Raw genomic sequence first — 23,513 nt, 5'->3', positions numbered from 1 at the left:
TCGGATGCGCACTGCTGGTTTCGCCCTACTGGCTGCGGCAACGGTGATGGCCGGACTGACCCTGCCCTCCGAACCATCCGAAGCCGCGCCGCCACCGCGCGGCCCCGGGGAACTCGCGCTCTGGTACACCGCGCCCGCCACCGACTGGGAGTCCGAGGCGCTGCCGATCGGCAACGGCGCCAGCGGCGCGATGGTGTTCGGCGGCACCGACACCGAGCACCTGCAACTGAACGAGAAGACGCTGTGGACCGGCGGTCCCGGATCGCGGCAGGGCTACGACTTCGGCAACTGGCGCACTCCACGGCCGACGGCGCTGACCGACATCCGCGCGATGATCGACCGCGATCGCAAGGTCTCCCCCGACGTCGCCACGAACATGCTGGCTCAGAACGAGATCGGCTTCGGCGACTACCAGCCGCTGCTGGACTTGAAGCTCGCGATGCGGCCGACGGGCGCAACCACGGCGTACCGGCGGCACCTCGATCTCGGGAACTCACTGGCCGGCGTCCAGTACGCCGCCGACGGCGTCCGCTACACCCGTGAGTACTTCGCCAGCGCCCCCGGCAACGTCGTCGTCGCGCGGCTCGACGCGGACCGGCGGGGCAAGATCGGGTTCACCGCGAGCCTGACCGGCGAGGCGAACCGGACCCGGACGGCGACCGCCCGGAACGGCCGGATCACGGTCCAGGGCGCGCTGCTCGACAACGGCCTGAAGTACGAACTGCAGGCCCAGATCCTCACCACCGGCGGGACCCGTACCGACAACCCCGACGGCACCGTCACCGTCGCGGGCGCCGACTCCGTCGTCCTGGTGATGAGCTCGGGCACCGACTACTCCGACGTCTACCCGACGTACCGGGGCAAGGATCCGCACGCCGGGGTGACCAGCAGAGTCGATGCCGCCAGCAAGCTTCCGTACGGCGTACTGAAGGCTCGGCACGTCGCCGACCATCGCAAGCTGTTCGACCGGGTCACCCTGGACCTCGGCCAGGTGATGCCCGACGTCCCGACCGACGAGCTGCTCGCGCAGTACCGGGACGGCACGGCGACTCCCCAGGCGCGCAAGGCGCTGGAAACGTTGTTCTTCCAGTACGGCCGGTATCTGTTGATCGCTTCGTCGCGGGACAACTCGCCGCTGCCCGCCAACCTGCAGGGGGTGTGGAACAACTCGACCACTCCGCCTTGGCGGTCGGACTACCACGTCAACATCAACCTGCAGATGAACTACTGGCCGGCCGAGACCACCAACCTGAGCGAGACGACGGCGCCGCTGTTCGACTTCGTCGACGCGCTGGTCCCGCCGGGGCGGGTGACGGCTCGCGAGATGTTCGGGGCCGATGGCTGGGTGGTGCACAGCCAGACGAATCCGTTCGGCTTCACCGGCGTGATCGGCTACCCGCTGGCGTTCTGGATGCCCGACGCGGGCGGCTGGCTCGCGCAGCACTACTGGGAGCACTACCAGTTCACCCAGGACAAGCGGTTCCTGAAGGAACGGGCGTACCCGTTGATGAAGGAGTTGGCCGCGTTCTGGATCGACGAACTGCAAGTCGATCCGCGCGACGGCAAGCTGGTCGTCAGCCCGAGCTTCTCCCCCGAGCACGGCGACTACTCCGCCGGTGCCGCGATGCCGCAGCAGATCGTCTGGGACCTGTTCACCAACCTGTCCGAGGCGGCGCCGCTGGTCGGCGAGTCGGCGGCGTACCGGGCGCAGCTCGCGTCGGTGCTGAGCCGGCTCGACCCGGGTACGAGGGTCGGCTCCTGGGGTCAGTTGCAGGAGTGGAAGGAAGATTGGGACGACCCGACCGACCAGCACCGGCACACGTCACAGCTGTTCGGGCTGCATCCCGGGCGGCAGATCATCCCTGCCGAGAGTCCTGAGCTGGCTGCCGCGGCGGTGAAGACGCTGGAGGGTCGCGGGGACGGCGGGACCGGCTGGAGCAAGGCGTGGAAGATCAACTTCTGGGCCCGGCTGCTCGACGGCAACCACTCGCACAAGATGCTGTCGGAACAGCTCAAGACCAGCACGCTGACGAACCTGTGGGACACCCACCCGCCGTTCCAGATCGACGGCAACTTCGGCGCGACCGCCGGGGTGGCGGAGATGCTGCTGCAGAGCCACACCGGCGTGGTCGACGTACTGCCCGCGCTGCCGGACTCCTGGGCCGACCAGGGCTCGTACGACGGTCTGCGGGCGCGTGGCGCGATCACCATCGGCGCGACGTGGGCGTCCGGAGCGGCGTCGGAGTTGAGGATCCGGCCGGATCGCGCCCGGGAGGTTGCCCTGCGCAACAAGATCTTCGCCGGGCCGTTCACGCTGACGGATCAGCACGGCCGAGCTGTCGGCTACCGGCGGACCGCCGCCGACACCATCACTTTCGACGCCGCCGGTGGGCGCACGTACCTGGTCCGGGCCAAGGCTCAGCTGCAACTGACCGCGCCGGCCGCCGTCGCCCTGAAACCTGTCGAAGTGAAGGTTTCGCTGAACGGAACCCTCGCCGCTGGCGACCTGGAGCTGACCGTCCCCGACGGCTGGACAGTCACCCCCGCAACGGTGAGGACGCCGGCCATCAAGCCCGGCAAGCCGTTCCAGACCAGCTTCACCGTCACCCCGACGATGGCCTCGGGTGAGGGCGACTTCACACTGACCGCCCAGCACACCAGCTCCGACGGCAAGCTCAGCGCCCGCGCCGGGACCGGCTTGTGGCGCGTCAACGTCGCCCGCGGCAAGCCCGCCACGCAAAGCACCACCGCGCACAACGCCGACGCGTCCAGAGCCGTCGACGGCAACACGAGCGGCAGCTGGGGCGACAACTCCGTCACCCACACCGCCGAGCCCTCCACCGAGGCGTGGTGGCAGGTCGACCTCGGCCAGTCCGAGCCGCTCTCCCAGCTAGCGCTCTACAACCGCACCGACTGTTGCTCGGACCGGCTCAGTAACTACTGGATTCTCACGTCCGAATCCCCCATCACCGCGACCTCACTGACCGAAGCCCGCAACACCCCCGGCGTCACAGCCCTCCGGCAGACCGCCGTCGCCGGCAGTCCGACTTTGGTGGACCTCGGCACCACCGCCCGCTACGTCCGCATCCAGCTCGAGTCCCAGTCCGATCCACTCTCGATCGCGGAGGTCAAACTGCACCCGGCCGGTGGTTAGCGATCGAGGTACGGGCGCGGTACGGGCAGTACGGCGACAGCGGCGACCCCTAGGCTCGCGTCGTCCAAAGCCCCACCAAAGGAGCGTTCGTGAACCTGGCTGTCCGAAGAGTGTTCGTGTCGATGTCGCGCCGCGCGCGCGGAGCGACGTCCGCGGTGTTGCTGCTCGCCATGGTGATCGGGACGCTGACCGTGACGTCCGCCGCTCCGGCCTCGGCGCGTGAGCCGTCGCCACCGACCAACTGCAGTACCGGTGTCGACCGCAGGGCCAAGGCGTGGGCCATGTGCAAGTCCGGCTACGGAACGTTCCGGGTCTGGGCCCGTTGCAACTGGAGCGCGACGAAGGTGTACGGCGGGTGGATGCGGCCGAGCAGGTTCGGGGACTCGGAGGTCTTCTGCGCGACCAGCAGCAATCCCGCCGGCATCGTGATGGCTCGCGGGATCCAGAAGCGCGAAGGCTGACGCACCAAGTCGGGCCGTTCTCGATCGCGGACGGCCGGCTGCACCCCGCCGGTGGTTAGCGTGGCGGGGTGGAGATCGATCGCGCCGTCGCCGACCATTACGACGAGCTGCCGCTGTGGTCGGCGCCGTTCGGGCAGCTGATCTTCGACCGGGTGCCGTTGCGTCGTGGTCAGACGATCGTGGACATCGGCGCCGGTACGGGCTTCCTGACCGTCGAGCTGGCCCAGCGTTCGGCCGCTCGGGTGATCGCGGTCGATCCCTGGGCCGACGCGATGGATGTGTTGCGGCGCAAGGTCTCGTACCTCGGGCTCACCGACGTCGAGCTGGTGGTGTCCGACGCGGCCACGTTGCAGCTGCCCGACGGGTCGGTCGACGTGGTGGTTTCCAACCTCGGGATCAACAACTTCAGCAACGCGGCGGTCGTCCTGGCCGAGTGCCATCGGGTGCTCCGGCCAGGCGGCCGGCTGCTGATCAGCACCAACCTGGTCGGTCACATGCAGGAGTTCTACGACGTACTGCGGGAGACCCTCGACGACCACCGGGCCCTGGACGAGCACCTCGCCCACCGCGCGACCGTCGACGGCACGCTGAAACTCCTGACGTCCGCCGGTTTCCAGGCGACCGTCACGCGGACCGAGTTCACCTGGCGCTTCGCCGACGGCACGGCCCTGCTCAACCACTACTTCATCCGCCTCGGCTTCCTCGACGCCTGGCACGAGGTCGCCGCAGACCTGACCGCCGTCGAGCAGGAACTCAACCGCCGCGGCGAGGTGACACTGACGATCCCCGCCGCCTGCTTCGACGCGGTCAGAAGCTGAACGCCGCGACGACCCTCACCGGCAGACCCGGCGTGGCGACCCCGAACCACAGCGATCGCCGCAACCAGCACAACCCGCGGTGCCGGCGGATCGCCTGCAGGACTAGCGATCCCACCAGCATCGCGCTCAGCACACCGGCCAGGATCCAGCCGAAGGTGGCGTAGCCGCCGAGCAACGCCGTCGCCGCCACGGCGTACCAGAAGAGCCCGCCGATGAAGGTGGCCGGGCTGTACGAGGCGTCCCGGGTCCGCCAGGGCTGCTGCACAGGCAGACCGCAGGGACAAGAGGGCGCAGGCTGCTCCGCTCTCCACACCCCACCCGGCCTGTCGGGCTGATGCCCGGCCAGCCCCTCACTCCGCCCAGCGGACTGATCGCCCGCCGGGCGCTCGACGGCGTCCATCGGAGTTCAGGACCGCGGCCAGGACTCCCAGGCCGAGGCGAACATCTCGTCGACGGTGTGGGTGTTCTTCCACTCCAGGTCGCGGGCGGCGAGTTCGCCGGAGGCGACGACGCGGGACGGGTCGCCGGGGCGGCGGGGGGCCTCGCCGGGGGTGAAGTCGATGCCGGTGACGCGGCGGGCGGCGTCCATGATCTGGCGGACGCTGGTGCCGGTGCCGGAGCCGAGGTTGTAGACCGGCTCGAGGGTCTTGCCGGAGTCCAGGGCCCGGGCCGCGGCGACGTGCGCGCGGGCCAGGTCGGCGACGTGCACGTAGTCCTTGACCGACGTGCCGTCCGGCGTCGGGTGGTCGGTGCCGTAGATCTGCGGCACCTTGCCCTGGGTGAGCAGGTTGCACACGATCGGGAACAGGTTGTACGGGCTGGCGTCGTACACCTTCGGGTCACCGGAGCCGACCACGTTGAAGTAGCGCAGCGACGTGTGGTGCAGCTCGACGGCCTTCGCCTGGTCGGCCAGCAGCCACTCGCCGACGAGCTTCGTCTCGCCGTACGGGCTCTGCGGGTCGGGCTTGGTCTGCTCGGTGACGACCTCGTCCTCCGGCGTGCCGTAGACGCCCGCGCTGGAGGAGAAGACGATGTTGCGCACCCCGGTGTCGGCCATCGCGTTCAGCAGCGACACCATCGCGCTGACGTTCTGCGTGTAGGTGTGCATCGGCTTCTCGACCGACACCCCGGCGTACTTGTAGCCCGCCAGGTGCACCACGCCGCTGACGCCGGCGAGGGTCTTGCGGACCGTGTCGGTGTCGAGCAGGTTCGCCTCGACGAACGGCACCCCGTCCAGCAGGAACTCCGGCTTCCCGCTGGACAGGTCGTCGATCACCACGACGTCGATCCCGTCCGCCGCGAAGGCCCGCACCACGTGCGCTCCGATGTAGCCCGCCCCACCAGTCACCAGCCATGTCATGCGGCCTATCCTGCCAGTCCGGCGCACCCCCTGTCCGAACCGGTCCGAATCGGTATCATCGGTCAATGATCGGACTAGTTCTCGCCGCCGGTGCCGGCCGCCGCCTGCGCCCGTACACGGACACGTTGCCCAAGGCGCTGGTCCCGATCGACGCGGAGACCACCCCGCTCGACCTCACCCTGGCCAACTTCGCCGAGGTCGGCCTGACCGACGTCGCGATCGTCGTCGGCTACGCCGCGGGCGCGATCGAGGCGCGTGTCGACGACCTGCAGAACCGGTACGGCGTCCGGCTGGAGCTCGTTCACAACGACAAGGCGGAGATCTGGAACAACGCCTACTCGCTGTGGTGCGCCCGCGACCTGTTCGGCGAGGGCGTCGTGCTCGCCAACGGCGACACCGTGCACCCCGTCTCGGTGGAACGCACGCTGCTCGACGCGCGCGGCGGCGACCGGCGGCTGATCCTTGCCCTCGACACCGAGAAGCGCCTGGCCGACGAGGAGATGAAGGTGGTCTGGCACGACGACCACGGCGTCCGCAGCATCACCAAGCTGATGGACCCGGCCACCGCGACCGGGGAGTACATCGGCGTCACGCTGATCGAGCCGGCCGCGGCCGGCGACCTGGCCGAAGCGCTGCGCAAGACCTGGGAGAACGACCCGGACCAGTACTACGAGGACGCCTTCCAGGTGCTCGCCGACGCGGGCTTCCGGATCGACGTGGCCCCGATCGGCGCGGTCGACTGGGTCGAGATCGACAACCACGCCGACCTGGCCCGGGCCCGCGAGATCGTATGCCCCTCCTAGCCCGGTTCGTCACCACGCCGCTGGTGGTCGACGTCCGGCGCGGGGCGCTGCAGGAGCTGGCCGCGGTCCTGGCCGACCAGCGCATCTCGACGTCCGGCCGGGTCGCGATCGCGGTCGGCCCGACGTACGGGCCGATCGTGCAGAAGACCTTCGAGCACGGGCTGGTGCAGGCCGACTGGTTCACCGTCGACGGCGGCACGATCAACACCGCGATCAAGCTGGTCGAACAGATCCGGCAACAGCGCTACGACGCCGTGGTGGGGATCGGCGGCGGGACCGTGCTGGACGTGACCAAGTTCGCCGCGGCCCGGCTCGGGCTGCCGATGGTCGCGGTCGCCACCAACCTGGCCCACGACGGCATCGGCTCACCGATCAGCACGCTGGACAACGACGCGGGCCGCGGCTCGTACGGCGTACCGGCGCCGATCGCGGTGATCGTCGACCTCGACCTGATCGCCAAGGCGCCGCCGCGCTCGGTCCGCTCCGGCGTCGGCGAGATCGTCTCGAACCTGTCCGCGATCGCCGACTGGGAGGCCGCGCACGTCGCGCACGGCGAGGAACTCGACGGGCTCGCGGTCTCGCTGGCCCGGACGGCGGCGCAGGCCGTGCTCAACCATCCGGGCGGCATCGCCGACGAGGCCTTCGTGACCACCCTGGCCGAAGGCCTGGTGCTGTCCGGGATCTCGATGGTGGTGGCCGGCACGTCGCGGCCGTCGTCGGGTGCGTGCCACGAGATCTCGCACGCGATCGACCTGATCCATCCCACCCGGCGGGTGTTCCACGGCGAGCAGGTCGGGCTGGGCGCGGCGTTCGCGTGGTACCTGCGCGGCGACCTGGCCGCCTTCCACACCACCGTCGACTGCCTGCGCCGGCACCGGCTGCCGGTCCGGCCCGCGGATCTGGGCTTCGACCTGGAGGAGTTCGGGCAGGTCGTGGCCTACGCTCCGCAGACCCGGCCCGGCCGGATCACCGTGCTGGAGGAGTCGGCGCTCACCCCGGCCGGGATCGCGGACGCGGTGGCCGGTTTCGACGACCACGTCCGCAAGCGGCTGGAGTCCGACGAACCCGAGGCCGTCGCGCACGCTCCTTCCGACGACGGCGATCCCGGACGCCGATGACCCCGGATCGGCGCCTGGACTGGCCGCAGTGCCTCAACGTGCGTGACCTCGGCGGGCTGCCGACCTCGGACGGCGGACGGATCCGCGCGAACGCCTTGATCCGCGCCGACAGCCTGCAGCACCTGACCCCGGCCGCGGTCGAGACGATCCGCCAGGCCGGAGTGAGCCGCGTGCTCGACCTGCGGTCCCACGGTGAGGTGAGCAGCTTCCCGACGCCGTTCACGCAGCACCCGATCGGGCTGCACCTGCCGCTGCAGGACCCGGCCGACCCACCCAGTACGGCGACCACGATCGTCGACTCCTGCCTCGAGATGCTCGACCGGCACCCCGAGCTCTTCGTGGCGGTGTTCGAGGCGATCCTGGACGCGCCGGAGGGGGCCGTGGTCGTGCACTGCTTCGGCGGCAAGGACCGCACCGGCGTGGTGGTCGCGCTGGCGCTCGCGGTGGCCGGCGTCAGCGAGGACGAGATCGTCGCCGACTACTTCCTCACCCGGGACAACCTGGCGTCGTTGATGGCCGAGCAGCTCGCGGCCGAGCCCGACGAGTCGCGGCATCCGGAGCTGCTGGAGTTCCGCGACACCCGCGCCGAGTCGATGACCGCGATCCTGCGGCACCTCGACACGACGTACGGCGGCGCGGTGGGGTACCTGCGTCAGGCCGGTCTCAGCGACGAGCAAATCGCCGCTCTGAAGGCCCGCCTGACGGAGTAGTCAGACCCGCGCGGTCGCCGCGACGCTCGCCCGGGAGACCTCGATCGGCTGCTCGATCAGCTCGGTGACGATCGGCCCGTCGGCGGGCACCAGCCAGGGAGTGCCCGGCGCGCCCTCGGGGTTGGCCTTCCACTTCCGGCACACCTTCGGCACCTTGATCGGGTAGATCGTCAACGCGCCCTCGGAGTCGATGTGCAGCCGCAGGAATCCCTTGTAGTCCTCGATGCTCTGGCCCGCGAAGACCTCGTTGGTGTTGAACCCGAACCGGCAGGCGATCAGCAGGTAGAGGCCGACCACCAGCGAGTCGACGAATCCGACGACAACCGGCGTACCGACCAGGGCGACCGCCACCGTCACCCACTCGGCCGCAGTCGCCTCCAACCGGTAGAGCACCACCGCCCAGAAGCCGGCCAGTGCCAGGTGCGCCGCCGAGTGGATCACCCCGGCGACTCCCGCGGCGAACGAACTTCGCTCCAGCCCGAGCCGAGCGAACAGCACGCCGCCGACGACGGTCCCCAGCGCAGCGAACGCCGCCGGTGTCCACACCGCCAACGTGCCGAACACGCCCTGCGGTTCCGAAGCCAGCCCGAACTGCACCAGCAGCGCGATCACCGTTTGCAGGAACGCCGTCAGGCCCCAGAAGCCGGGGTTGCGCCACGGCAACCGGAAGATCCCGTTCGCCAGCCGCGAGGAGCGGTCGCCGGACGGATACGTCCGGGCCCGGTCGAAGGTCGTGTGCTCGTCGGTCTCGGTCACCCGCGAAGTCTTCGGCGGCAGCTCGAGCGTCTTCGGCAGCAGGTGCGTCGCGGTCAGGTAGGCGCCGCCACCCCCGCTGGTGATCCGCTGCCCGGTCCCGTCGTGCTCGGCGTAGCGCGCGTAGTGGTGCGAGTCGCCCGACAGCATCACCTGCACCGTCGCCCCGGCCGGGCGGACGATCTGCCGCTCGAAGAACCGGATCGCGTCGTAACCGCGCGCGTCGCCGCCCGATCCGGCCTTGATCCACGCGGGTTTCGGCGTACAGAGAATGACCGCGTCACCCTCGCGCATCTGCGCGGTCGCGCGCTGGAAGTAGGCCAGCTGCGGCGCGTCGATGTACTCGTCGAACTGGGTGTCGATGGCCAGCAGCCACCAGCGCTGCGGCAGCTGGATCGCGAAGTAGCTGCGGCTCTGCTCGGTGTCCCAGCCCCCGACCGGCCGGCTCTGCGCGAACACCCGCAGGAACGCCGTCAGCCCGTCGTACCAGTCGTGGTTGCCCGGCAGGGCGAACAGGGTCGGCCGGTCCTCGACCTCGCCCTCGCGCGGGAAAGCCGCCCGGTACGGGCCTTTCGTGCGGTCCTCGTACGCCGTCGCGGACGCGGACGGGTAGGCCTGGTCGCCGCCCATCACCAGCACCTGTCCGCGCGGCAGCCGCAGTTCTCCACCCGGTGCGAGTTCCGGCGCCGCGAGCACCGACGCGACCGAGTACGTCGCGTCGAAGCCGTCGCCCAGGTCGGCGACGAAGTCGAACCAGAGCTCGTCGTCGCCGTGGGTGTAGATCTTGGCCGGGAGTCCGCTCTGCAGCTCGCGCTTGTCGGCGTAAGCGCCGAAGATGCCGGCCAGCACGGCCTTCAGCCCGGCACTGGCCAGGACGGTCGGCAGCAGCCAGCGAACGGCTCCCCGGCGGCGGAATCCGAGCTGTTGCTCGGACAGGTCGTGCGGGCGGGAATCCTTCACCCGCAGAACTTATGCGCTCCCCCGGACCACCGGCGCGGGCCGTGGCGAATTGTTGCCGAGCCGCGACCGAACGTCACCGGCTGAAACGGTTCAGAGCGCGCCGATGTGAGGTCCTGGGCCGGCGCCCAGTAGATTGGCCCGCATGTCAACCGCCGCCGAGTCGGCCTCCACCGCGGACGCCGCGGCACTGGCCGAACGCTACGGGTTGTCCAGGAGCGCGGCACGCCCGCCGTTCCGGGACTACCTCCGTGAACTGTGGGGCCGTCGCCAGTTCATCTACAGCTACGCCCGCGCGCGCACGTACGCGCTCTACGCCGGCGCCCGGCTGGGATCGGTCTGGCAGATCCTCACTCCCCTGCTCAACGCAGGCGTGTACTTCCTGGCCTTCGGCGTGCTGCTGGGCGCCGCGAAGGGGATCGAGAACTACCCCGCGTTCCTGATCTGCGGGATGTTCGTGTTCACCTTCACCCAGCGGTCGATGACCGAGGGCTCGCGCTCGATCGCGACGAACATGTCGCTGATCCGGACGCTGCACTTCCCCCGGGCCACGCTGCCGCTGGCCTACGTGGTCAACGAGCTCAACCAGCTGTTCATCTCGATGGCCATCCTGCTGGTGCTGGTCGGCTTCACCGACGGCCCGGCCTGGCGCTGGTTCCTGATCGTGCCGGCCCTGCTGCTGCAGACGATGTTCAACATCGGCGTGACGCTGATCTTCGCCCGGCTCGGGACCTTCCTGACCGACATCAGCCAGCTGCTGCCGTTCATCACCCGGACCTGGCTGTACGCGTCGGGCATCTTCTTCTCGATCCCGGACAAGCTGCGCGACGCCGACGCCCCGGGCTGGGTGATCCACGCCCTGGCGCTGAACCCGATCTCGGCCTACATCGACATCATGCGGCGGGCGCTGCTGGAGTCGCACGCCGAGCACGCGCTGCCGAACGCGTGGCCGATCGCGATCGGCTGGGCGATCGTCGCCCTGGCCGGTGGATTCATCTACTTCTGGCGAGCGGAGGACAGGTATGGCCGTGGCTGAGACGGCAGCTCCGACGTCGGCGTCGTCCCCGCCGCCGTCCGACGCTGTCCCGACCGTGATCGCCGACCACGTCAACATCATCTACAAGGTGACCGCCGGCTCCGGTGGCAAGGGCACCGCGGCGACCGCGTTCCGGCGCATCCTCAAGCGTCAGGACCGGCCGACGATCCGCGAGGTGCACGCGGTCAAGAACGTCACGTTCACCGCGCACAAGGGCGACGCGATCGGCCTGATCGGCCGCAACGGCTCGGGCAAGTCGACGCTGCTGCGGGCGATCGCCGGGCTGCTGCCGCCGGCCTCGGGCGCGATCTACACCGGCGGCCAGCCCTCACTGCTGGGCGTGAACGCCGCGATGATGAACGACCTGACCGGCGACCGGAACGTGGTGCTCGGCTGCCTGGCGATGGGCATGACGCCGGCCGAGATCGAGGAGCGCTACGACGAGATCGTCGAGTTCTCCGGCATCGGCGACTTCATCGACCTGCCGATGTCGACCTACTCCTCGGGCATGTCGGCGCGGCTGAAGTTCGCGATCGCGTCGGCCAAGACGCACGACATCCTGCTGGTCGACGAGGCGCTGGCCACCGGCGACGCGGAGTTCCGGGTCCGCTCGGAGCGCAAGATCAAGGACCTGCGCGACCAGGCCGGCACGGTCTTCCTGGTCAGCCACTCGCTCGACGTCGTACTGGACACCTGCAACCGGGCGATCTGGCTCGACAAGGGTGTGCTGCGGATGGACGGCGACGTCAAAGAGGTCGTCGACGCCTACAACGCCGAGGCCACCGGCAAGCGCTGAGCCTCAACTGCCGGGACGCCCAGGACTTCGGACCTGGGCGTTTCTTTTTTCGAGGGTTGTGCAACCAATGGTTGCGCAGTACTGTGATGTGCAACCAAACGTTGCAGATGACAGGGAGTTCCGATGGAGTTCGCCACCCTCGAGCGTGAGATCCACATCGACGCCAGCCCCGAAGTGGTCTTCGAGGTGGTCAGCAGCCCCGAGCACGTGCGCGAGTGGTGGCCCGACGAGGCCGACTACCCGGCCGTGGCCGGTGGCAGCGGCCGGATCGTGTTCGGCCAGGGCACGGCCGACCCGAAGGTCGTCCAGATCACCGTGATCGAGGTCGAGCCGCCGCGGCTGTTCTCGTTCCGCTGGACCCACCCGGTCGGCGAGCCGGCCGCCACGGCGAACTCGCTGCTGGTGACCTTCGAGCTCGTCCCGACCGGGACCGGGACCACGCTCAAGCTGACCGAGACCGGCTTCCGCGAGCGGGGCCTGGAGCTCGCCGTCGCCGAGGCGGAGTACCGCGATCACGCGAACGGCTGGGACTTCTTCCTGCCCCGCCTCGGCCCGTACGTCGAGAAGCTGGTCGCGCGATGATCGACGACGACCTGTGGTCCGCGATCGGCGACCCGACCCGGCGCCGGCTGCTCGACCTGCTGCTCGACGACGGTCCCGGCACGGCGACCAGCCTCAGCGAACATCTTCCCGTGACCCGTCAGGCGGTCGCGAAGCATCTCGGCGTACTCGACCGGGTCGGACTCGTGAACGTCGCCCCGGCGGGCCGTGAGATGCGCTACCAGGTCGACGACACGCAACTGGCCCGGGCCGCGGCGCAACTGGCCGACGTCGGGCAGACCTGGGACCGCCGCCTGCAACGCATCAAGCGCATCGCCGAATCCATCGAACGCCAGAAAGGCCACTGACCATGCCCGACATCCTGCACCGCATCGCCACCAAGGGAACCACCCCGGCCGACGTCCTGCCGGCGTTGACCACCATCGACGGCCTCGCCTCCTGGTGGACGTCCGACACCAAGGGCAACGCCGACGTGGATGGCATCATCCAGTTCCGGTTCGTCCCGGGCGGCTTCGACATGAAGGTGCTCGACAGCAAGCCCGACCAGGTCCGCTGGGAGGTCGCCGAGGGCCCGGAGGAGTGGATGGGCACCACCGTCACCTTCGACCTCAAGCAGGACGGCGAATACACCGTGCTGCTGTTCAAGCACGAGGGCTGGCGCGAGGAGGTCGAGTTCATGAACCACTGCAGCACCAAATGGGCGTCGTACCTGCTGAGCCTCAAGGAGTACGTCGAGACCGGCAAGGGCGCGCCGTCGCCCGACGACTACCAGATCAGCAACTGGCACTGAGCGCGTCGGCCCGAGCCTCCAGATAGCGGCGCTCCACCGCGTTGGTGGTGAGAGCCGCCGCGGCGAGGTAGGCGGCTCGGGCCTCAGTGAGGTCGCCGGCGGACTCCAGCAGATGAGCCCGTACGGCGGCCTCGCGGTGCTGGACCAGTGGGTCGTGCGCGAGGTGGTGCGTTCGGTTCAGCTCGTCGAGCAGAGCGAGACCTCGCTGCGGGCCGAACGCCTTCGCGACGGCCACCACCCGGCTCAGCCGGATCGGGGCCGTGGGCGCCAGCCGTTCCAGCCACAGGTAGAGGGCGGCGATCTGGGGCCAGTCGGTCTCCGCTGCCGATTTCGCCTGCGCGTGGATCGCCGCGACGGCCGCCTGCAACTGGTACGGGCCGACCTGTCGATGCGACCACGCCGCCTCGATCAGGGCGACGCCTTCGGCGATCATCGCGTGGTCCCAGCGCGAGCGGTCCTGGTCCTCCAGCCGGATCAGGTGGTTGTCCTCGTCGGCGCGCGTCGCGTCGCGTGACGCGGTCAGCAGCATCAGTGCCAGCAGCCCGGTGACCTCGGGGTCGTCGGGCAGCAAGCGGTGCAGCATCCTGGTCAGGCGGATCGCCTCGGCCGAGAGTTGCGTGCGGGCCAGTTCGTCGCCACCGGTGGCGGTGTAGCCCTCGTTGAAGATCAGGTAGAGCACGTGCTTGACGGCGTCGATCCGCTCGTCCCGGACGTCCGTCGGCGCGGTGAACCGGGCACCGCTGTCCTTGAGTGTCTGCTTGGCCCGGCTGATCCGGGTCGACATCGACCGCTCGGCGGCGCCGTACGCGCGCGCGATCTCGGCCGTGGTCAGACCGCCGACCGCGCGCAGCGTCAGCGCCACCTGGGACGCCGGGGACAGTGCCGGGTGACAGCAGAGGAACAGCAGCAGGAGACTGTCGTCCTGGTCGGACGCCTGCGGCGCCGGACCGGCGGGGTCGACGATCGCCGGATCGGCCTGGGCGACCTCCTGCTCGCGCCGGCGGGCCGCCTGCTCCGAGCGCAACAGGTCGACCATCCGCCGGTAGCCGACGCGGATCAGCCAGCTTCGCGGGTCCTGCGGGACGCCTTCCTGCGGCCACCGGCGGGCGGCGACCAGCAAGGCCTCCTGGGTCGCGTCCTCGGCCGTGTCGAAGCGGCTGAAGCGCCGTACGAGCGCGCCGAGCACCTGCGGCGCTTCCGTGCGCAGCAGGTGCTCGATCTCCTCGGCCGACGGCATCTCAGGCGGTGAAGTCGTCGCCCATGATCGGCCGGATCTCCATCGGCTCACCCAGCACGTCGACCATCCGCTTGACGATGTCGGTGGCCCGCTCCAGGCTCACGCAGTCGATCACCGCGAAGCTGGCCAGCACTTCCTTCAGCTCCGCGAACGGCCCGTCGGTGGCGACCACACCGGCCGCGGTCTTGCGCACGGTCGTCGTCATCACCGGATGCCCGAGCCCCTCACTGGTGACGAACTCCCCCGTCTCCCGCAACTCCGCCTCGAACTTCTGGTACGCCGCGAACGCGGCCAGCGCCTCCTCGGACGGCACGTCAGCGGTCTCGCCGTCCCAGCTGTCCGCCGGGGTGTAGCTCAGCAGCAAAAACTTCATCTCGTCCTCCGGTCGTTCAACCGCTCGGTCATCGGTCCAGGCGCCGCAGCCGTACGGCGTACATGGTGGTCCAGGTGAAGGCCACCGCCCCGGTCAGCGCGATCTGGACGCTCGACTCGGTCGGCGACATCGGCAGCAACATCACCACCGCGACCAGCCCGTGCCCCATGGCCGCCCGCGTGGACCGCCGCCGGATCGCGTCGACCACCAGGACGACACACGCCACCGCGAGGGCGGTGAAGGCAACGGCTGCGCCGACCGAGTGGACGACAGCGTGCCAGGACAGCGCGACCGGGCCGCCGGGAGCGCCGATCGGGAAACCGTTCTGCGGATCCATCGGAAACAAGCCGGCAACGACGAAGCCGCCGCCGTACAGGCCGAGCAATACCGGGACCGCGCGGCGGCCGGTGCCCTCGGTGATCAGCCGGCGGCGGGCGACCGCGAGGGCGATCACGGCCGCGCCGGTGACGACGAAACTGATCATCTGGATCCAGCCGAGTGATCCGGTGGCCAGCTGACTGATCGGGTGGACCCGCAGGTCGAAGCCTTCGCGGGTCAGCATCTGGGCGATCGCGACCGCGTAGAAGAACGGGCCGGCCATCGCGGCGGCGGTCAGCAGCGCTCGAACGCGGGGGCGGGTGAGCGGTCTGGTGGCAGTGACAGTGGTCATCGGGGGCTCCCTCTGGTCGAAGTGTCACCGCTACCTCGGTGTCGCAGACCCGGCTTCAACACCACCACGGATGTGATCCAGCTCACATCGACAGGGATGTTGAAGCCGGGACGCCGGCTTCGAGGTGGCGGTGAGTGCGCAGGAGCTGCGCACCGCAACCGAGGAGACCGAGATGACCGAGAACCACGAGATTCCCGCCCCGACCGCCGGCCTCAAGGCGCTCGACCGGCTGGTCGGGGAGTGGACCGTCACCGGCGGCGCCGAGGGCGTCGTGAAGTACGAGTGGATGGAGGGCGGCTACTTCCTGCTGCAGACCGTCGAGCTCGAGCAGTACGGCCAGCAGGTCAAGGGACTGGAGATCATCGGCAACCTGCGGCCGTTCGGCGAACCCGCCGGGGCGGACGTCGTGTCCCGCTTCTACGACTCCACCGGCAACACCCTGGACTACACCTACGAGCTCGACGGCGACAAGCTGACGATCTGGGGTGGCCCGAAGGGCAGCCCGGCGTACTTCGAGGGCACGTTCACCGACGGCGACCGGGTGATGGCCGGCGAGTGGATCTACCCCGGTGGCGGCGGCTACCAGTCCACGATGACCCGGCGCTGACGCCGTCCGACGGTCAGGCTGTGCCCGGCGTGGTGAGCGCCGGGCCGGCCGGCTTCTCCTGCAGGCCGACGATGAAGCCGAGCCCCCACGACACGTGCATGGCGGCGATCACGGCCGGCAGCCAGAACAGCGCCTTCCAGGGCAGGTAGCGGCCCTCCATGGCCGAGCCGGCGATCACGGCCAGGGCGTAGCCGAGCGGGATCACGAAGCCCAGGTCGAGGATCGGGCTGCCGACGATCAGGCCGAGGATGCCGAGAATCGTGCCGACGGCGAGCAGGCCGACCGCGACCGGCGGCGCGAGGTAGCGCTTGCTGGCCGTCTCGGGGTGCCGGCGGATCACCTCGCGGCGCCACTGGCCGGTGTGGAAGAACTGCTTCGCGACGGCCGACAGCGACGACCGCGGCCGGTACGTCACCGACAGGTCGGGGCTGAACCAGATCAGCCCACCGGTCTTGCGGATCCGGTAGTTCAGCTCCCAGTCCTGCGCGCGGTGCATCGACTCGTCGAAGCCGCCGACACGCTCGAGCGCCTGCCGCCGGAAGACGCCCAGGTAGACAGTGTCGGCCGGTCCGGCCTTGCCGCCCTGGTGGAACGTCGAGGCGCCCAGCCCGAGCCGCGACCGGTACGCGCAGGCGACCGCCATCTCGAACGGCGTCCGCCCCTCGGCCGCCATCACGCCGCCGACGTTGTCCGCGCCGCTCTCGTGCAGCACCTCGACCGCCCGGCGGATGTAGCCCTGGGTCAGTACGCCGTGCCCGTCGACCCGGACGACGATGTCGTGCCGGGCGTGCGCGATGCCGACGTTCAGGCCGGCCGGCGTCTTGCCGGTCGGGTTCGGCACGATCGTGATCCGGGCGTCGGCGGCGGCCAGCCGGGCCGCGATCTGTTCGGTCCGGTCCTTGCTCGGGCCGATCGCGAGCACCACCTCCAGCTCGCCGGGGTACTCCTGGTCGAGGACACGACCGACAGCCTCCTCGAGGTGTCGTTCCTCGTTCAGCACGGGCATCACGACGGAGACCGGGGGCCAGTTGGACAGTGGCATCTTCAGGTCAGGCCTTACAGACTTGTGCGACGTCGGCGACGTCGGTGGATGGCTTGGACGGGGTCTTGCCGGCCGTGACCGGCTTCTTGCTGGCAGACACGCTACTCGGTGTGTCCGTCTTCTCACCGTCCCCGTCCTTGGACGCCTTGTCCAGCGCTTCGGACTTGCCGATCGCCTCGGCGACCTTGGACCGGACCAGGTCGAAGTCCGGGTCGCCGGTCTTGATCAGCGGTGGGACCGGCGAGAAGGATGACACCGGAAGCTTCTTCGAGTCCAGCGCGAGGTCGGTGAACGTCCCCAGCTCACCCGACGGGATGTCGGTCTTGACCACCTGTTTGCTGGCCGCGGCGATGCCCTGGAACTTGGTCAGCACCTTCTGCGGCGACAGCTGGTTCAGCATCGCGGTCATCACGCACTTCTGCCGGGTCATCCGCTCGTAGTCGCTGGCGCCGGCCCGCGACCGGGCGAACCACATCGCGTGGTACCCGTCCAGGTGCTGGTTCTTGCCCGGCTGGATGTAGCCCTTGATCGGCCCGCCGATGCCACCGATCGGGACCTTCTTGCCGACGTCCACGGTGATCCCGCCGACCGCGTTCAGCAGGTGCTGGAAGCCGGCGATGTCGATCAGCACGTAGTAGTTGACCTTCAGCCCGGTCACGCCCTCGACCGCCTGCTGGGTGGCGACCAGACCGGGATCCTGGACGCCGGGGAAGTGCTGCTTGTGCCCCGACGCCCAGGTGTAGACGCCGTTCAGGTAGCAGTCGTGGCCACAGCCGTCCCACTCGAAGCCGTTCGGGAACTGCTTGGCCATCTCGGTCCCGGCCGGGAACGGCACCTTGGCCATGTTGCGCGGCAGGCCGATCAGCACGGTGCGGCCGGTGTCGGCGTCGATGCTGGCCAGCGTGATGCTGTCCGGCCGGACGCCGATCCGGTTCGCGCCGGAGTCGCCACCGAGCAGCAGCACGTTGTAGCGGCCCTTCTCGGCCTTGGACTTCTGGCCGTTGCCGAAGACGCTGGCGACGAAGTCGCGCTGCGCCGAGACGATCGTGCTGCCCCAGACGAGCGCGCCGACGACCACCAGCACCAGCACGCCGTCCAGGATGCTGGCGGTGAGCCGGTGGTTGCGTTCGAGGGTGAGCGGCCGGCCGAGCCGGTAGGCGTCGACGAACAGCGCGGCCCAGCCGATCGCCAGCACGATCAGCAGCACCTGCACGATGCGCAACGTGGTCGGCGACACGATGATGTTGATCGTGCCCGAGCGCCACACCAGCGACAGCAGCACCAGGAACACCACGATCGCGACCAGTCCGGCGATCACCCGCCAGGCGTAGCGGCCGGCCCGTTTGCTGCCGGCCACGATCTGCGCGGACCCTGGCAGGACCAGCGTCATCAGCAGCAGCGTCAACGCCCGCTTGAAGCGCACCGGCTCACTGAGATTGCGCAGGTCTGGCTTGTCCTGCGGCATGACGTCCTTCCGTTCTCCGTTCGGCGCTGCCGGTCGTAGCCGGGACGGCCCCCGTGGCCGGTCGTCGCGTCGTCCAGTATGGCCGGGGCCCACCAGCGCCTCGATCAGACGCGCCGCCGGGCCGGTTGTTCCCTCGCTGGTACGACGTACCCAGGAGGCCTGTGGTTCGGACGGAAACGCAGGGTAACAGTCCGATCGCGGAGGGAAACCCCTGCGTCAGTGGCGTTCACGCGTTCGTGATGGCCCGGACGGCCGGGTTCGGATACGAAGAGTCCGACAAGTACCCCGTGAGGACAAAGGATCACCGCCCATGAAACTCGTCCGTTCCGTTCTCGTGTCCGCTCTGGCCTGCGGCGCCGTGCTGCTGAGCGGCAGCCAGGCCCACGCGCTCGAGCCCGCTGCCGCGTCGGCACCCGCACCGGCCAAGGCCGCCGCGCCCGGCGCCGACTACACCGGGATCGCGGCGCTCAGCAACTGTTCGGCCTCCCTGATCCGGTACGCCGAGTCCGTCGGCACCGACAAGGCGCTCGTGCTCACCAACGGTCACTGCTACGAGGGAGGATTCCTCAACCCGGGTGTCGTTCTGGTCAACCGCGCGTCGACGCGGTCGATCACGCTGCTGCGGCCGAACGCGAGCAACGCCGGCACCGTCCGGGCCAGCCGGATCCTCTACGGCACGATGACCAAGACCGACATGATCGTGTACGAGGTGAACGAGTCCTACAACTCGATCAGGTCGCGGCTGAACGTCACGCCGCTGACGCTGGCCAAGCAGGGCCCGGCCGACGGCGCCGGGATGGCGGTCGTGTCCGGCTACTGGAAGCGGATCTACACCTGCTCGGTGCAGGCCACGATTCCCGAGCTGCGCGAGGGCAACTGGACCTGGAAGAACTCGATCAAGTACCAGCAGCCGGGCTGCGAGACGATCGGCGGAACCTCCGGCTCGCCGATCGTCAGCACCAGCACCGGTGAGGTGATCGGCGTCAACAACACCGGCAACGAGGACGGCGCCCGCTGCACGGTGAACAACCCGTGCGAGGTCGATGCGAACGGCAACGTCACCGTCGACCAGGGCGCGGCGTACGGGCAGCAGACGTGGTGGCTCTACACCTGCCTGACCGCGTCCCGCACGATCGACCTGAACAAGACCGGTTGCCAGCTGCCGAAGCCGACGCGCCGGTAGACCTACGCCGCGCGGAGGGGGTGACGCAGGCCACTGTCATGGGTAAGGTCCCGGCCCATGGCAGTGGATTCGTCAACCCCTCGCACGGCCGGACCACAACGCTGGCAGAGCCCGATCGGCGTGAAACCGCGGCTCGTCGCGGCCAGCGCGCTGATGCTGTTCCTGGAGCTCGCGCTGATCCGCTGGACCGGATCGAACGTGGTTCACCTCAGCTACTTCTCCAACTTCGTGCTGCTCGGCTCGTTCCTCGGCATCGGGATCGGAATCCTGCGGGCCGGCAAGGCGAAGCGGCTGCCGTACTACTCACCGATCATGCTCGGCCTGCTGGTGCTCGTGATCGCCTGGAAGCCGGTCACCGTGAACCGGTCCGGCGACAGCGTCATCTACTTCACCAGCCTGGACACCACCGGCCCGCCGGTGTGGGTGATCCTGCCGGTGATCTTCGTCGCCGCGGCCGTTGTCCTGGCCGGGCCGGCCGAGCTGGTCGGGCGCTGCTTCACCGAGCTGCCGCGGCTGACGGCGTACCGGTACGACCTGATCGGCAGCCTGACCGGCATCGTGGCGTTCACGCTGCTGTCGTTCGTCGGGGCGCCGCCGATCTGGTGGGGGCTGCTGGTCACGATCGGGTTCCTCACGCTGATGGTGCCGGGGCAGAAGGCGACCGCGGCCGCGCTGAGCGCCGCGCTGGTGGCGACTCCCCTGCTGGCCATGCTCGGCGTGCTGCTGCACGAGTCGACCCGGCCGGAGAACAGCTGGTCGCCGTACTACAAGGTGCAGACCTCGTCGTCGACGTGGGAGAACACGCCGCTGCTCACGATCACCGTGAACGGCGTCCCGCACCAGCAGGCGATCCCGGCCGAGAAGCGGCTGCAGTGGGAGCCGCAGTACGGGCTGCCCTACGAGCGGGCGGCGAAGAAGAACCCGGAGAACGTGCTGATCATCGGCGCCGGCTCCGGCACCGACGTGGCCGTTGCCCTGCGCAACGGTGCGAAGCACGTCGACGCGGTCGAGATCGACCCGCGGCTGCGCGACATCGGTCGTGAGCAGCACCCGGACCACCCGTACCAGGACCCGCGGGTGACGTCGCACATCGACGACGGGCGGGCGTTCCTGTCGCGTACCGACAAGAAGTACGACCTGATCCTGCTGGCCCTGCCGGACTCGCTGACGCTGGTGAACGGCGCGAGCTCGTTGCGGCTGGAGAGCTACCTGTTCACCGAGCAGGCGTTCGAGAGCGCGCGGGACCACCTGGCACCGGGTGGCGCGTTCGCGATGTACAACTACTACCGCGAGACCTGGCTGATCGACCGGCTGGCATCGACGGCGGAGAAGGCCTTCGGGCACAAGCCCTGCGTGGACAAGGTCGGCGACGACCTGCAGCAGGCGGTCGTCACGGTCGGGCTGACCAACGCCGACCAGGCCTGCGGCGCGGAATGGGCCGGGGCGTCGGCGACCACGCCGCCGCCGGCCACGGACAACCGCCCGTTCCTGTACCTGTTCACCGACCGGATCCCGTCGCTGTACCTGATCACGCTCGGGCTGATCCTGGTCGCCGGACTGATCGGCGTGGGGATCGCCGGCGGCGGTTCGTCGTACCGGCGGATGAAGCCGTACGCCGACCTGTTCCTGCTCGGCGCGGGCTTCATGCTGCTGGAGACCAAGTCGATCACCGGCTTCGCGCTGCTGTTCGGCACCACCTGGGTGGTCAACGCGATCGTCTTCGCCGGTGTCCTGGTCGCCGTCCTGGCCGCGGTCGAAGTCACCAGACGCTTCAGAACTCCACCGCTGAAGACGATGTACGTCGTGCTGTTCGGCGGGCTGCTGCTGAGCTGGATCTTCCCCGACAGCTGGCTGCTGAGCATGCCGGTCGGCCTGCGCGCGCTCGTCGCGGTGCTGATCGCGTTCCTGCCGATCTTCGCCGCGAACGTGATCTTCGCCAAGCGCTTCACCGACACCGCGGACGGCACCGCGAGCTTCGGCGCCAACCTGCTCGGCGCCCTGCTCGGCGGCTGCCTGGAGTACGCCGCGCTGCTGATCGGCTTCGACGGCCTGATCGTGATCGCCGCGCTGCTGTACATCGGCGCCTTCCTGCTCCGGCCGAAATCCGTTGCAGGAGTGGGGTCCTGACGCCTAGGTTCTGATGTCTGGGTCCGACCGGGCCTCCGCGACCGACGACGGAGGTTCCCGATGACCGACCTGCCCGAGTACTACCGGCGCCGCGCCCGCGAGTACGACGCCGTGTACGCCAAGCCCGAACGCCAGGACGACCTCCGCCGGCTCCGGTCGGCGGTGGCCGAACTGGTCCGCGGGAAGACCGTGCTGGAGGTCGCCGCCGGGACCGGCTACTGGACAGCCGTCATGGCCGGCACGGCGCGATCCGTGCTGGCCACGGATCTCGCCGAAGAGACGCTGGCCGTCGCGCGGGAGCGGGCCTACTCAGGCGAGGTGTCCTTCCGGACCGCGGACGTCGCACAGCTGGACGAGGTCGGTGGCGGCTTCGACGTGGTGTTCGCCGGCTTCTTCTGGTCGCACGTGCCACGGGCTGAGACCGCGGAGTTCGTCCAGCGGCTGGGCCGGTGTGGGCGGCAGGTGGTGCTGATCGACAACCTGTACGTCGAGGGCAGCAGCTCGCCGGTGACGTCGGTGCGGCCGGGCGGTGACACCTACCAGACACGGCGGCTGGCCGACGGATCGGCGTACGAGATCCTCAAGAACTTCCCTCAGCCGGGAACGGTCGAAGCGGACCTCCGGGCGCTGGGCTCGGAGATCCGCTTCGAGGAGTTCGGCTACTACTGGCTGGCGTCAGCCGGCTAGCGCGTCGGGGCCGGGTAGTCGGGGTCGACGCCGTCGGTCTCCGCCGGCGGTGCGGGGTAGTCGGGGTCGACGCCGTCCGCCGGCGGGGCCGGGTAGTCCGGGTCCACGCCGTCGTTGCCCGGGCCCGGCGGAGCGGGCTGCGGGGCGGGGTAGTCGGGGTCGACACCGTCGTTGCCCGGACCCGGCGGGGCGGGTTGCGGCGCCGGGTAGTCGGGGTCCACGCCGTCGGTGGGCGGGAACGGGTACTCGGGGTTGTTCGGACCAGGGTGAGCCATGGTTGCCTTTCTCGCGCGGCGGCGGCGAACGTTGTCGACGATGATCAGCACGATGCCGACCAGGAAGAACAGCAGGAACGAGCCGATCGCCAGCAGCACCGACACCACCAGGGAGCCGAGTGCGAGCTTGGGGCCGGCGTAGAACGACGCCGCGGTGCCGGGGCTCTCGCAGGAGACCACGACCTCCTGGGCCGGGACCTTGTCGACCGACTGGGCGACGACGTACCAGGTGTCGCCGTTCAGGGTGATCTCCTGCGACCCCTTCACCCGCTCGAGCGGGATGTCGGTGCCCGACGCGTCCTTCGCCGTACAGGGTGGGAGCAGCGTCGGCACCGACGAGTACACGGTCAGCCCGTCGGAGGTCAGCCGCACCGGTCCACCGTCGACGCGCTCCGGCGCCTCCGGCAGGTTCTGCACCAGCCGGATCACGAAGATCCCGCTCAGCACCAGCCCGAGGACGAAGCAACCGACCGCGACCCAGGTCAGGGTGCGCTTCGGCGCCGCTGGTCCTCCGGGATGGCTCGTCATAC

The 23,513-nt window shown here is 69.6% G+C and carries 24 protein-coding genes; 15 read left to right on the top strand and 9 right to left on the bottom strand.

Going from position 1 to position 23,513, the window contains the following annotated elements:
• Positions 1-4: 4 nt before the first annotated feature.
• The 3 genes from ACQPXM_RS08600 (at position 5) to ACQPXM_RS08590 (ending at position 4,433) form a co-directional block, all read left to right on the top strand.
• Positions 5-3,154: a glycosyl hydrolase family 95 catalytic domain-containing protein gene (locus tag ACQPXM_RS08600; protein WP_432946577.1), complete on the top strand. Its 3,150-nt coding sequence runs from the start codon at positions 5-7 to the stop codon at positions 3,152-3,154.
• A gap of 89 nt (positions 3,155-3,243) precedes the next feature.
• Complete coding sequence (locus ACQPXM_RS08595; RefSeq protein ID WP_432946575.1) at positions 3,244-3,615, top strand: hypothetical protein; 372 nt, start codon at positions 3,244-3,246, stop codon at positions 3,613-3,615.
• 68 nt (positions 3,616-3,683) lie between these two features.
• Positions 3,684-4,433, top strand: a complete 750-nt coding sequence (locus tag ACQPXM_RS08590) for a class I SAM-dependent methyltransferase (RefSeq protein ID WP_432946573.1) — start codon at positions 3,684-3,686, stop codon at positions 4,431-4,433.
• Here the strand turns inward: ACQPXM_RS08590 and ACQPXM_RS08585 are convergent.
• Positions 4,423-4,698, bottom strand: a complete 276-nt coding sequence (locus ACQPXM_RS08585) for a hypothetical protein (protein ID WP_432946571.1) — start codon at positions 4,696-4,698, stop codon at positions 4,423-4,425. The genes ACQPXM_RS08590 and ACQPXM_RS08585 overlap by 11 nt on opposite strands.
• 141 nt (positions 4,699-4,839) lie before the next feature.
• A complete protein-coding gene (gene galE / locus ACQPXM_RS08580) occupies positions 4,840-5,793 on the bottom strand; it encodes a UDP-glucose 4-epimerase GalE (RefSeq protein ID WP_432946569.1) in 954 nt (317 codons plus the stop codon).
• 65 nt (positions 5,794-5,858) lie between these two features.
• Between galE and ACQPXM_RS08575 the strand changes: the two genes are divergently transcribed.
• Genes ACQPXM_RS08575 through ACQPXM_RS08565 form a run of 3 tightly spaced genes read left to right on the top strand, consistent with a single transcriptional unit; the run spans position 5,859 to position 8,424 of the window.
• Positions 5,859-6,596, top strand: a complete 738-nt coding sequence (locus tag ACQPXM_RS08575; protein WP_432946567.1) for a sugar phosphate nucleotidyltransferase — start codon at positions 5,859-5,861, stop codon at positions 6,594-6,596.
• Positions 6,584-7,714, top strand: coding sequence for an iron-containing alcohol dehydrogenase family protein (locus ACQPXM_RS08570; protein WP_432946565.1), 1,131 nt, complete (start codon positions 6,584-6,586; stop codon positions 7,712-7,714). The genes ACQPXM_RS08575 and ACQPXM_RS08570 overlap by 13 nt, the downstream gene beginning before the upstream one ends.
• Entirely contained in the window at positions 7,711-8,424 is a 714-nt protein-coding gene (locus tag ACQPXM_RS08565) for a tyrosine-protein phosphatase (protein WP_432946563.1), read from the top strand. The genes ACQPXM_RS08570 and ACQPXM_RS08565 overlap by 4 nt, the downstream gene beginning before the upstream one ends.
• Here the strand turns inward: ACQPXM_RS08565 and ACQPXM_RS08560 are convergent, their stop codons facing one another.
• Positions 8,425-10,137 carry a metallophosphoesterase gene (locus tag ACQPXM_RS08560; protein ID WP_432946561.1) on the bottom strand — a complete coding sequence of 571 codons (1,713 nt, stop codon included), beginning with the start codon at positions 10,135-10,137 and terminating at the stop codon, positions 8,425-8,427. It abuts the gene before it with no gap.
• A gap of 142 nt (positions 10,138-10,279) precedes the next feature.
• On the opposite strand from ACQPXM_RS08560, the gene ACQPXM_RS08555 reads away from it, so the two are divergent.
• The 5 genes from ACQPXM_RS08555 to ACQPXM_RS08535 all read left to right on the top strand — a co-directional run bounded on the left by ACQPXM_RS08555 (position 10,280) and on the right by ACQPXM_RS08535 (position 13,317).
• Positions 10,280-11,170 carry an ABC transporter permease gene (locus ACQPXM_RS08555; protein ID WP_432946559.1) on the top strand — a complete coding sequence of 297 codons (891 nt, stop codon included), beginning with the start codon at positions 10,280-10,282 and terminating at the stop codon, positions 11,168-11,170.
• Positions 11,157-11,966 (top strand): ABC transporter ATP-binding protein, encoded by an 810-nt coding sequence (locus ACQPXM_RS08550; protein ID WP_432946557.1) that lies wholly within the window; start codon positions 11,157-11,159, stop codon positions 11,964-11,966. The genes ACQPXM_RS08555 and ACQPXM_RS08550 overlap by 14 nt, the downstream gene beginning before the upstream one ends.
• A gap of 123 nt (positions 11,967-12,089) precedes the next feature.
• A complete protein-coding gene (locus ACQPXM_RS08545) occupies positions 12,090-12,548 on the top strand; it encodes an SRPBCC domain-containing protein (protein ID WP_432946555.1) in 459 nt (152 codons plus the stop codon).
• Complete coding sequence (locus ACQPXM_RS08540; RefSeq protein WP_432946553.1) at positions 12,545-12,874, top strand: ArsR/SmtB family transcription factor; 330 nt, start codon at positions 12,545-12,547, stop codon at positions 12,872-12,874. Before ACQPXM_RS08545 ends, ACQPXM_RS08540 begins: the two co-directional genes overlap by 4 nt.
• Positions 12,875-12,876: 2 nt before the next feature.
• On the top strand, positions 12,877-13,317 hold the full coding sequence (locus ACQPXM_RS08535) for an SRPBCC family protein (protein WP_432946551.1): 441 nt from the start codon (positions 12,877-12,879) through the stop codon (positions 13,315-13,317).
• Here ACQPXM_RS08535 and ACQPXM_RS08530 read toward each other — a convergent pair.
• The 3 genes from ACQPXM_RS08530 to ACQPXM_RS08520 are packed head-to-tail and all read right to left on the bottom strand — an operon-like array spanning position 13,301 to position 15,597.
• Positions 13,301-14,554: an RNA polymerase sigma factor gene (locus ACQPXM_RS08530; protein ID WP_432946549.1), complete on the bottom strand. Its 1,254-nt coding sequence runs from the start codon at positions 14,552-14,554 to the stop codon at positions 13,301-13,303. The two genes, ACQPXM_RS08535 and ACQPXM_RS08530, sit on opposite strands and share 17 nt — an antisense overlap.
• 1 nt (position 14,555) lies before the next feature.
• Positions 14,556-14,927, bottom strand: a complete 372-nt coding sequence (locus tag ACQPXM_RS08525) for a YciI family protein (RefSeq protein ID WP_432946547.1) — start codon at positions 14,925-14,927, stop codon at positions 14,556-14,558.
• Between the two features lie 28 nt (positions 14,928-14,955).
• A complete protein-coding gene (locus tag ACQPXM_RS08520; RefSeq protein WP_432946545.1) occupies positions 14,956-15,597 on the bottom strand; it encodes a DUF998 domain-containing protein in 642 nt (213 codons plus the stop codon).
• A gap of 130 nt (positions 15,598-15,727) precedes the next feature.
• Here ACQPXM_RS08520 and ACQPXM_RS08515 point away from each other — a divergent pair, with 130 nt between their 5' ends.
• Positions 15,728-16,204 carry a hypothetical protein gene (locus tag ACQPXM_RS08515; protein WP_432946543.1) on the top strand — a complete coding sequence of 159 codons (477 nt, stop codon included), beginning with the start codon at positions 15,728-15,730 and terminating at the stop codon, positions 16,202-16,204.
• Between the two features lie 13 nt (positions 16,205-16,217).
• On the opposite strand, the gene ACQPXM_RS08510 is transcribed toward ACQPXM_RS08515, so the two are convergent.
• Together ACQPXM_RS08510 and ACQPXM_RS08505 are read right to left on the bottom strand one after the other, a co-directional pair.
• Positions 16,218-17,240 (bottom strand): glycosyltransferase family 2 protein, encoded by a 1,023-nt coding sequence (locus tag ACQPXM_RS08510; protein ID WP_432950966.1) that lies wholly within the window; start codon positions 17,238-17,240, stop codon positions 16,218-16,220.
• Positions 17,241-17,253: 13 nt separating this feature from the next.
• Complete coding sequence (locus tag ACQPXM_RS08505; protein WP_432946541.1) at positions 17,254-18,711, bottom strand: LCP family protein; 1,458 nt, start codon at positions 18,709-18,711, stop codon at positions 17,254-17,256.
• Positions 18,712-19,021: 310 nt separating this feature from the next.
• Here ACQPXM_RS08505 and ACQPXM_RS08500 point away from each other — a divergent pair, with 310 nt between their 5' ends.
• Genes ACQPXM_RS08500 through ACQPXM_RS08490 form a run of 3 tightly spaced genes read left to right on the top strand, consistent with a single transcriptional unit; the run spans position 19,022 to position 22,708 of the window.
• Entirely contained in the window at positions 19,022-19,894 is an 873-nt protein-coding gene (locus ACQPXM_RS08500) for a S1 family peptidase (protein WP_432946539.1), read from the top strand.
• A gap of 57 nt (positions 19,895-19,951) precedes the next feature.
• A complete protein-coding gene (locus ACQPXM_RS08495) occupies positions 19,952-22,021 on the top strand; it encodes a spermidine synthase (RefSeq protein WP_432946537.1) in 2,070 nt (689 codons plus the stop codon).
• Between the two features lie 60 nt (positions 22,022-22,081).
• Positions 22,082-22,708: a class I SAM-dependent methyltransferase gene (locus tag ACQPXM_RS08490; RefSeq protein ID WP_432946535.1), complete on the top strand. Its 627-nt coding sequence runs from the start codon at positions 22,082-22,084 to the stop codon at positions 22,706-22,708.
• Here the strand turns inward: ACQPXM_RS08490 and ACQPXM_RS08485 are convergent.
• Entirely contained in the window at positions 22,705-23,511 is an 807-nt protein-coding gene (locus ACQPXM_RS08485; protein WP_432946533.1) for a hypothetical protein, read from the bottom strand. The genes ACQPXM_RS08490 and ACQPXM_RS08485 overlap by 4 nt on opposite strands.
• Positions 23,512-23,513 lie beyond the last annotated feature (2 nt).

Origin of the sequence: Kribbella sp. CA-253562 (genome assembly GCF_050942265.1) — a bacterium.
Lineage (GTDB): Bacteria > Actinomycetota > Actinomycetes > Propionibacteriales > Kribbellaceae > Kribbella.
Note: the sequence above shows the minus strand (reverse complement) of the source record. Positions and strands in the feature narration are given on the sequence as shown.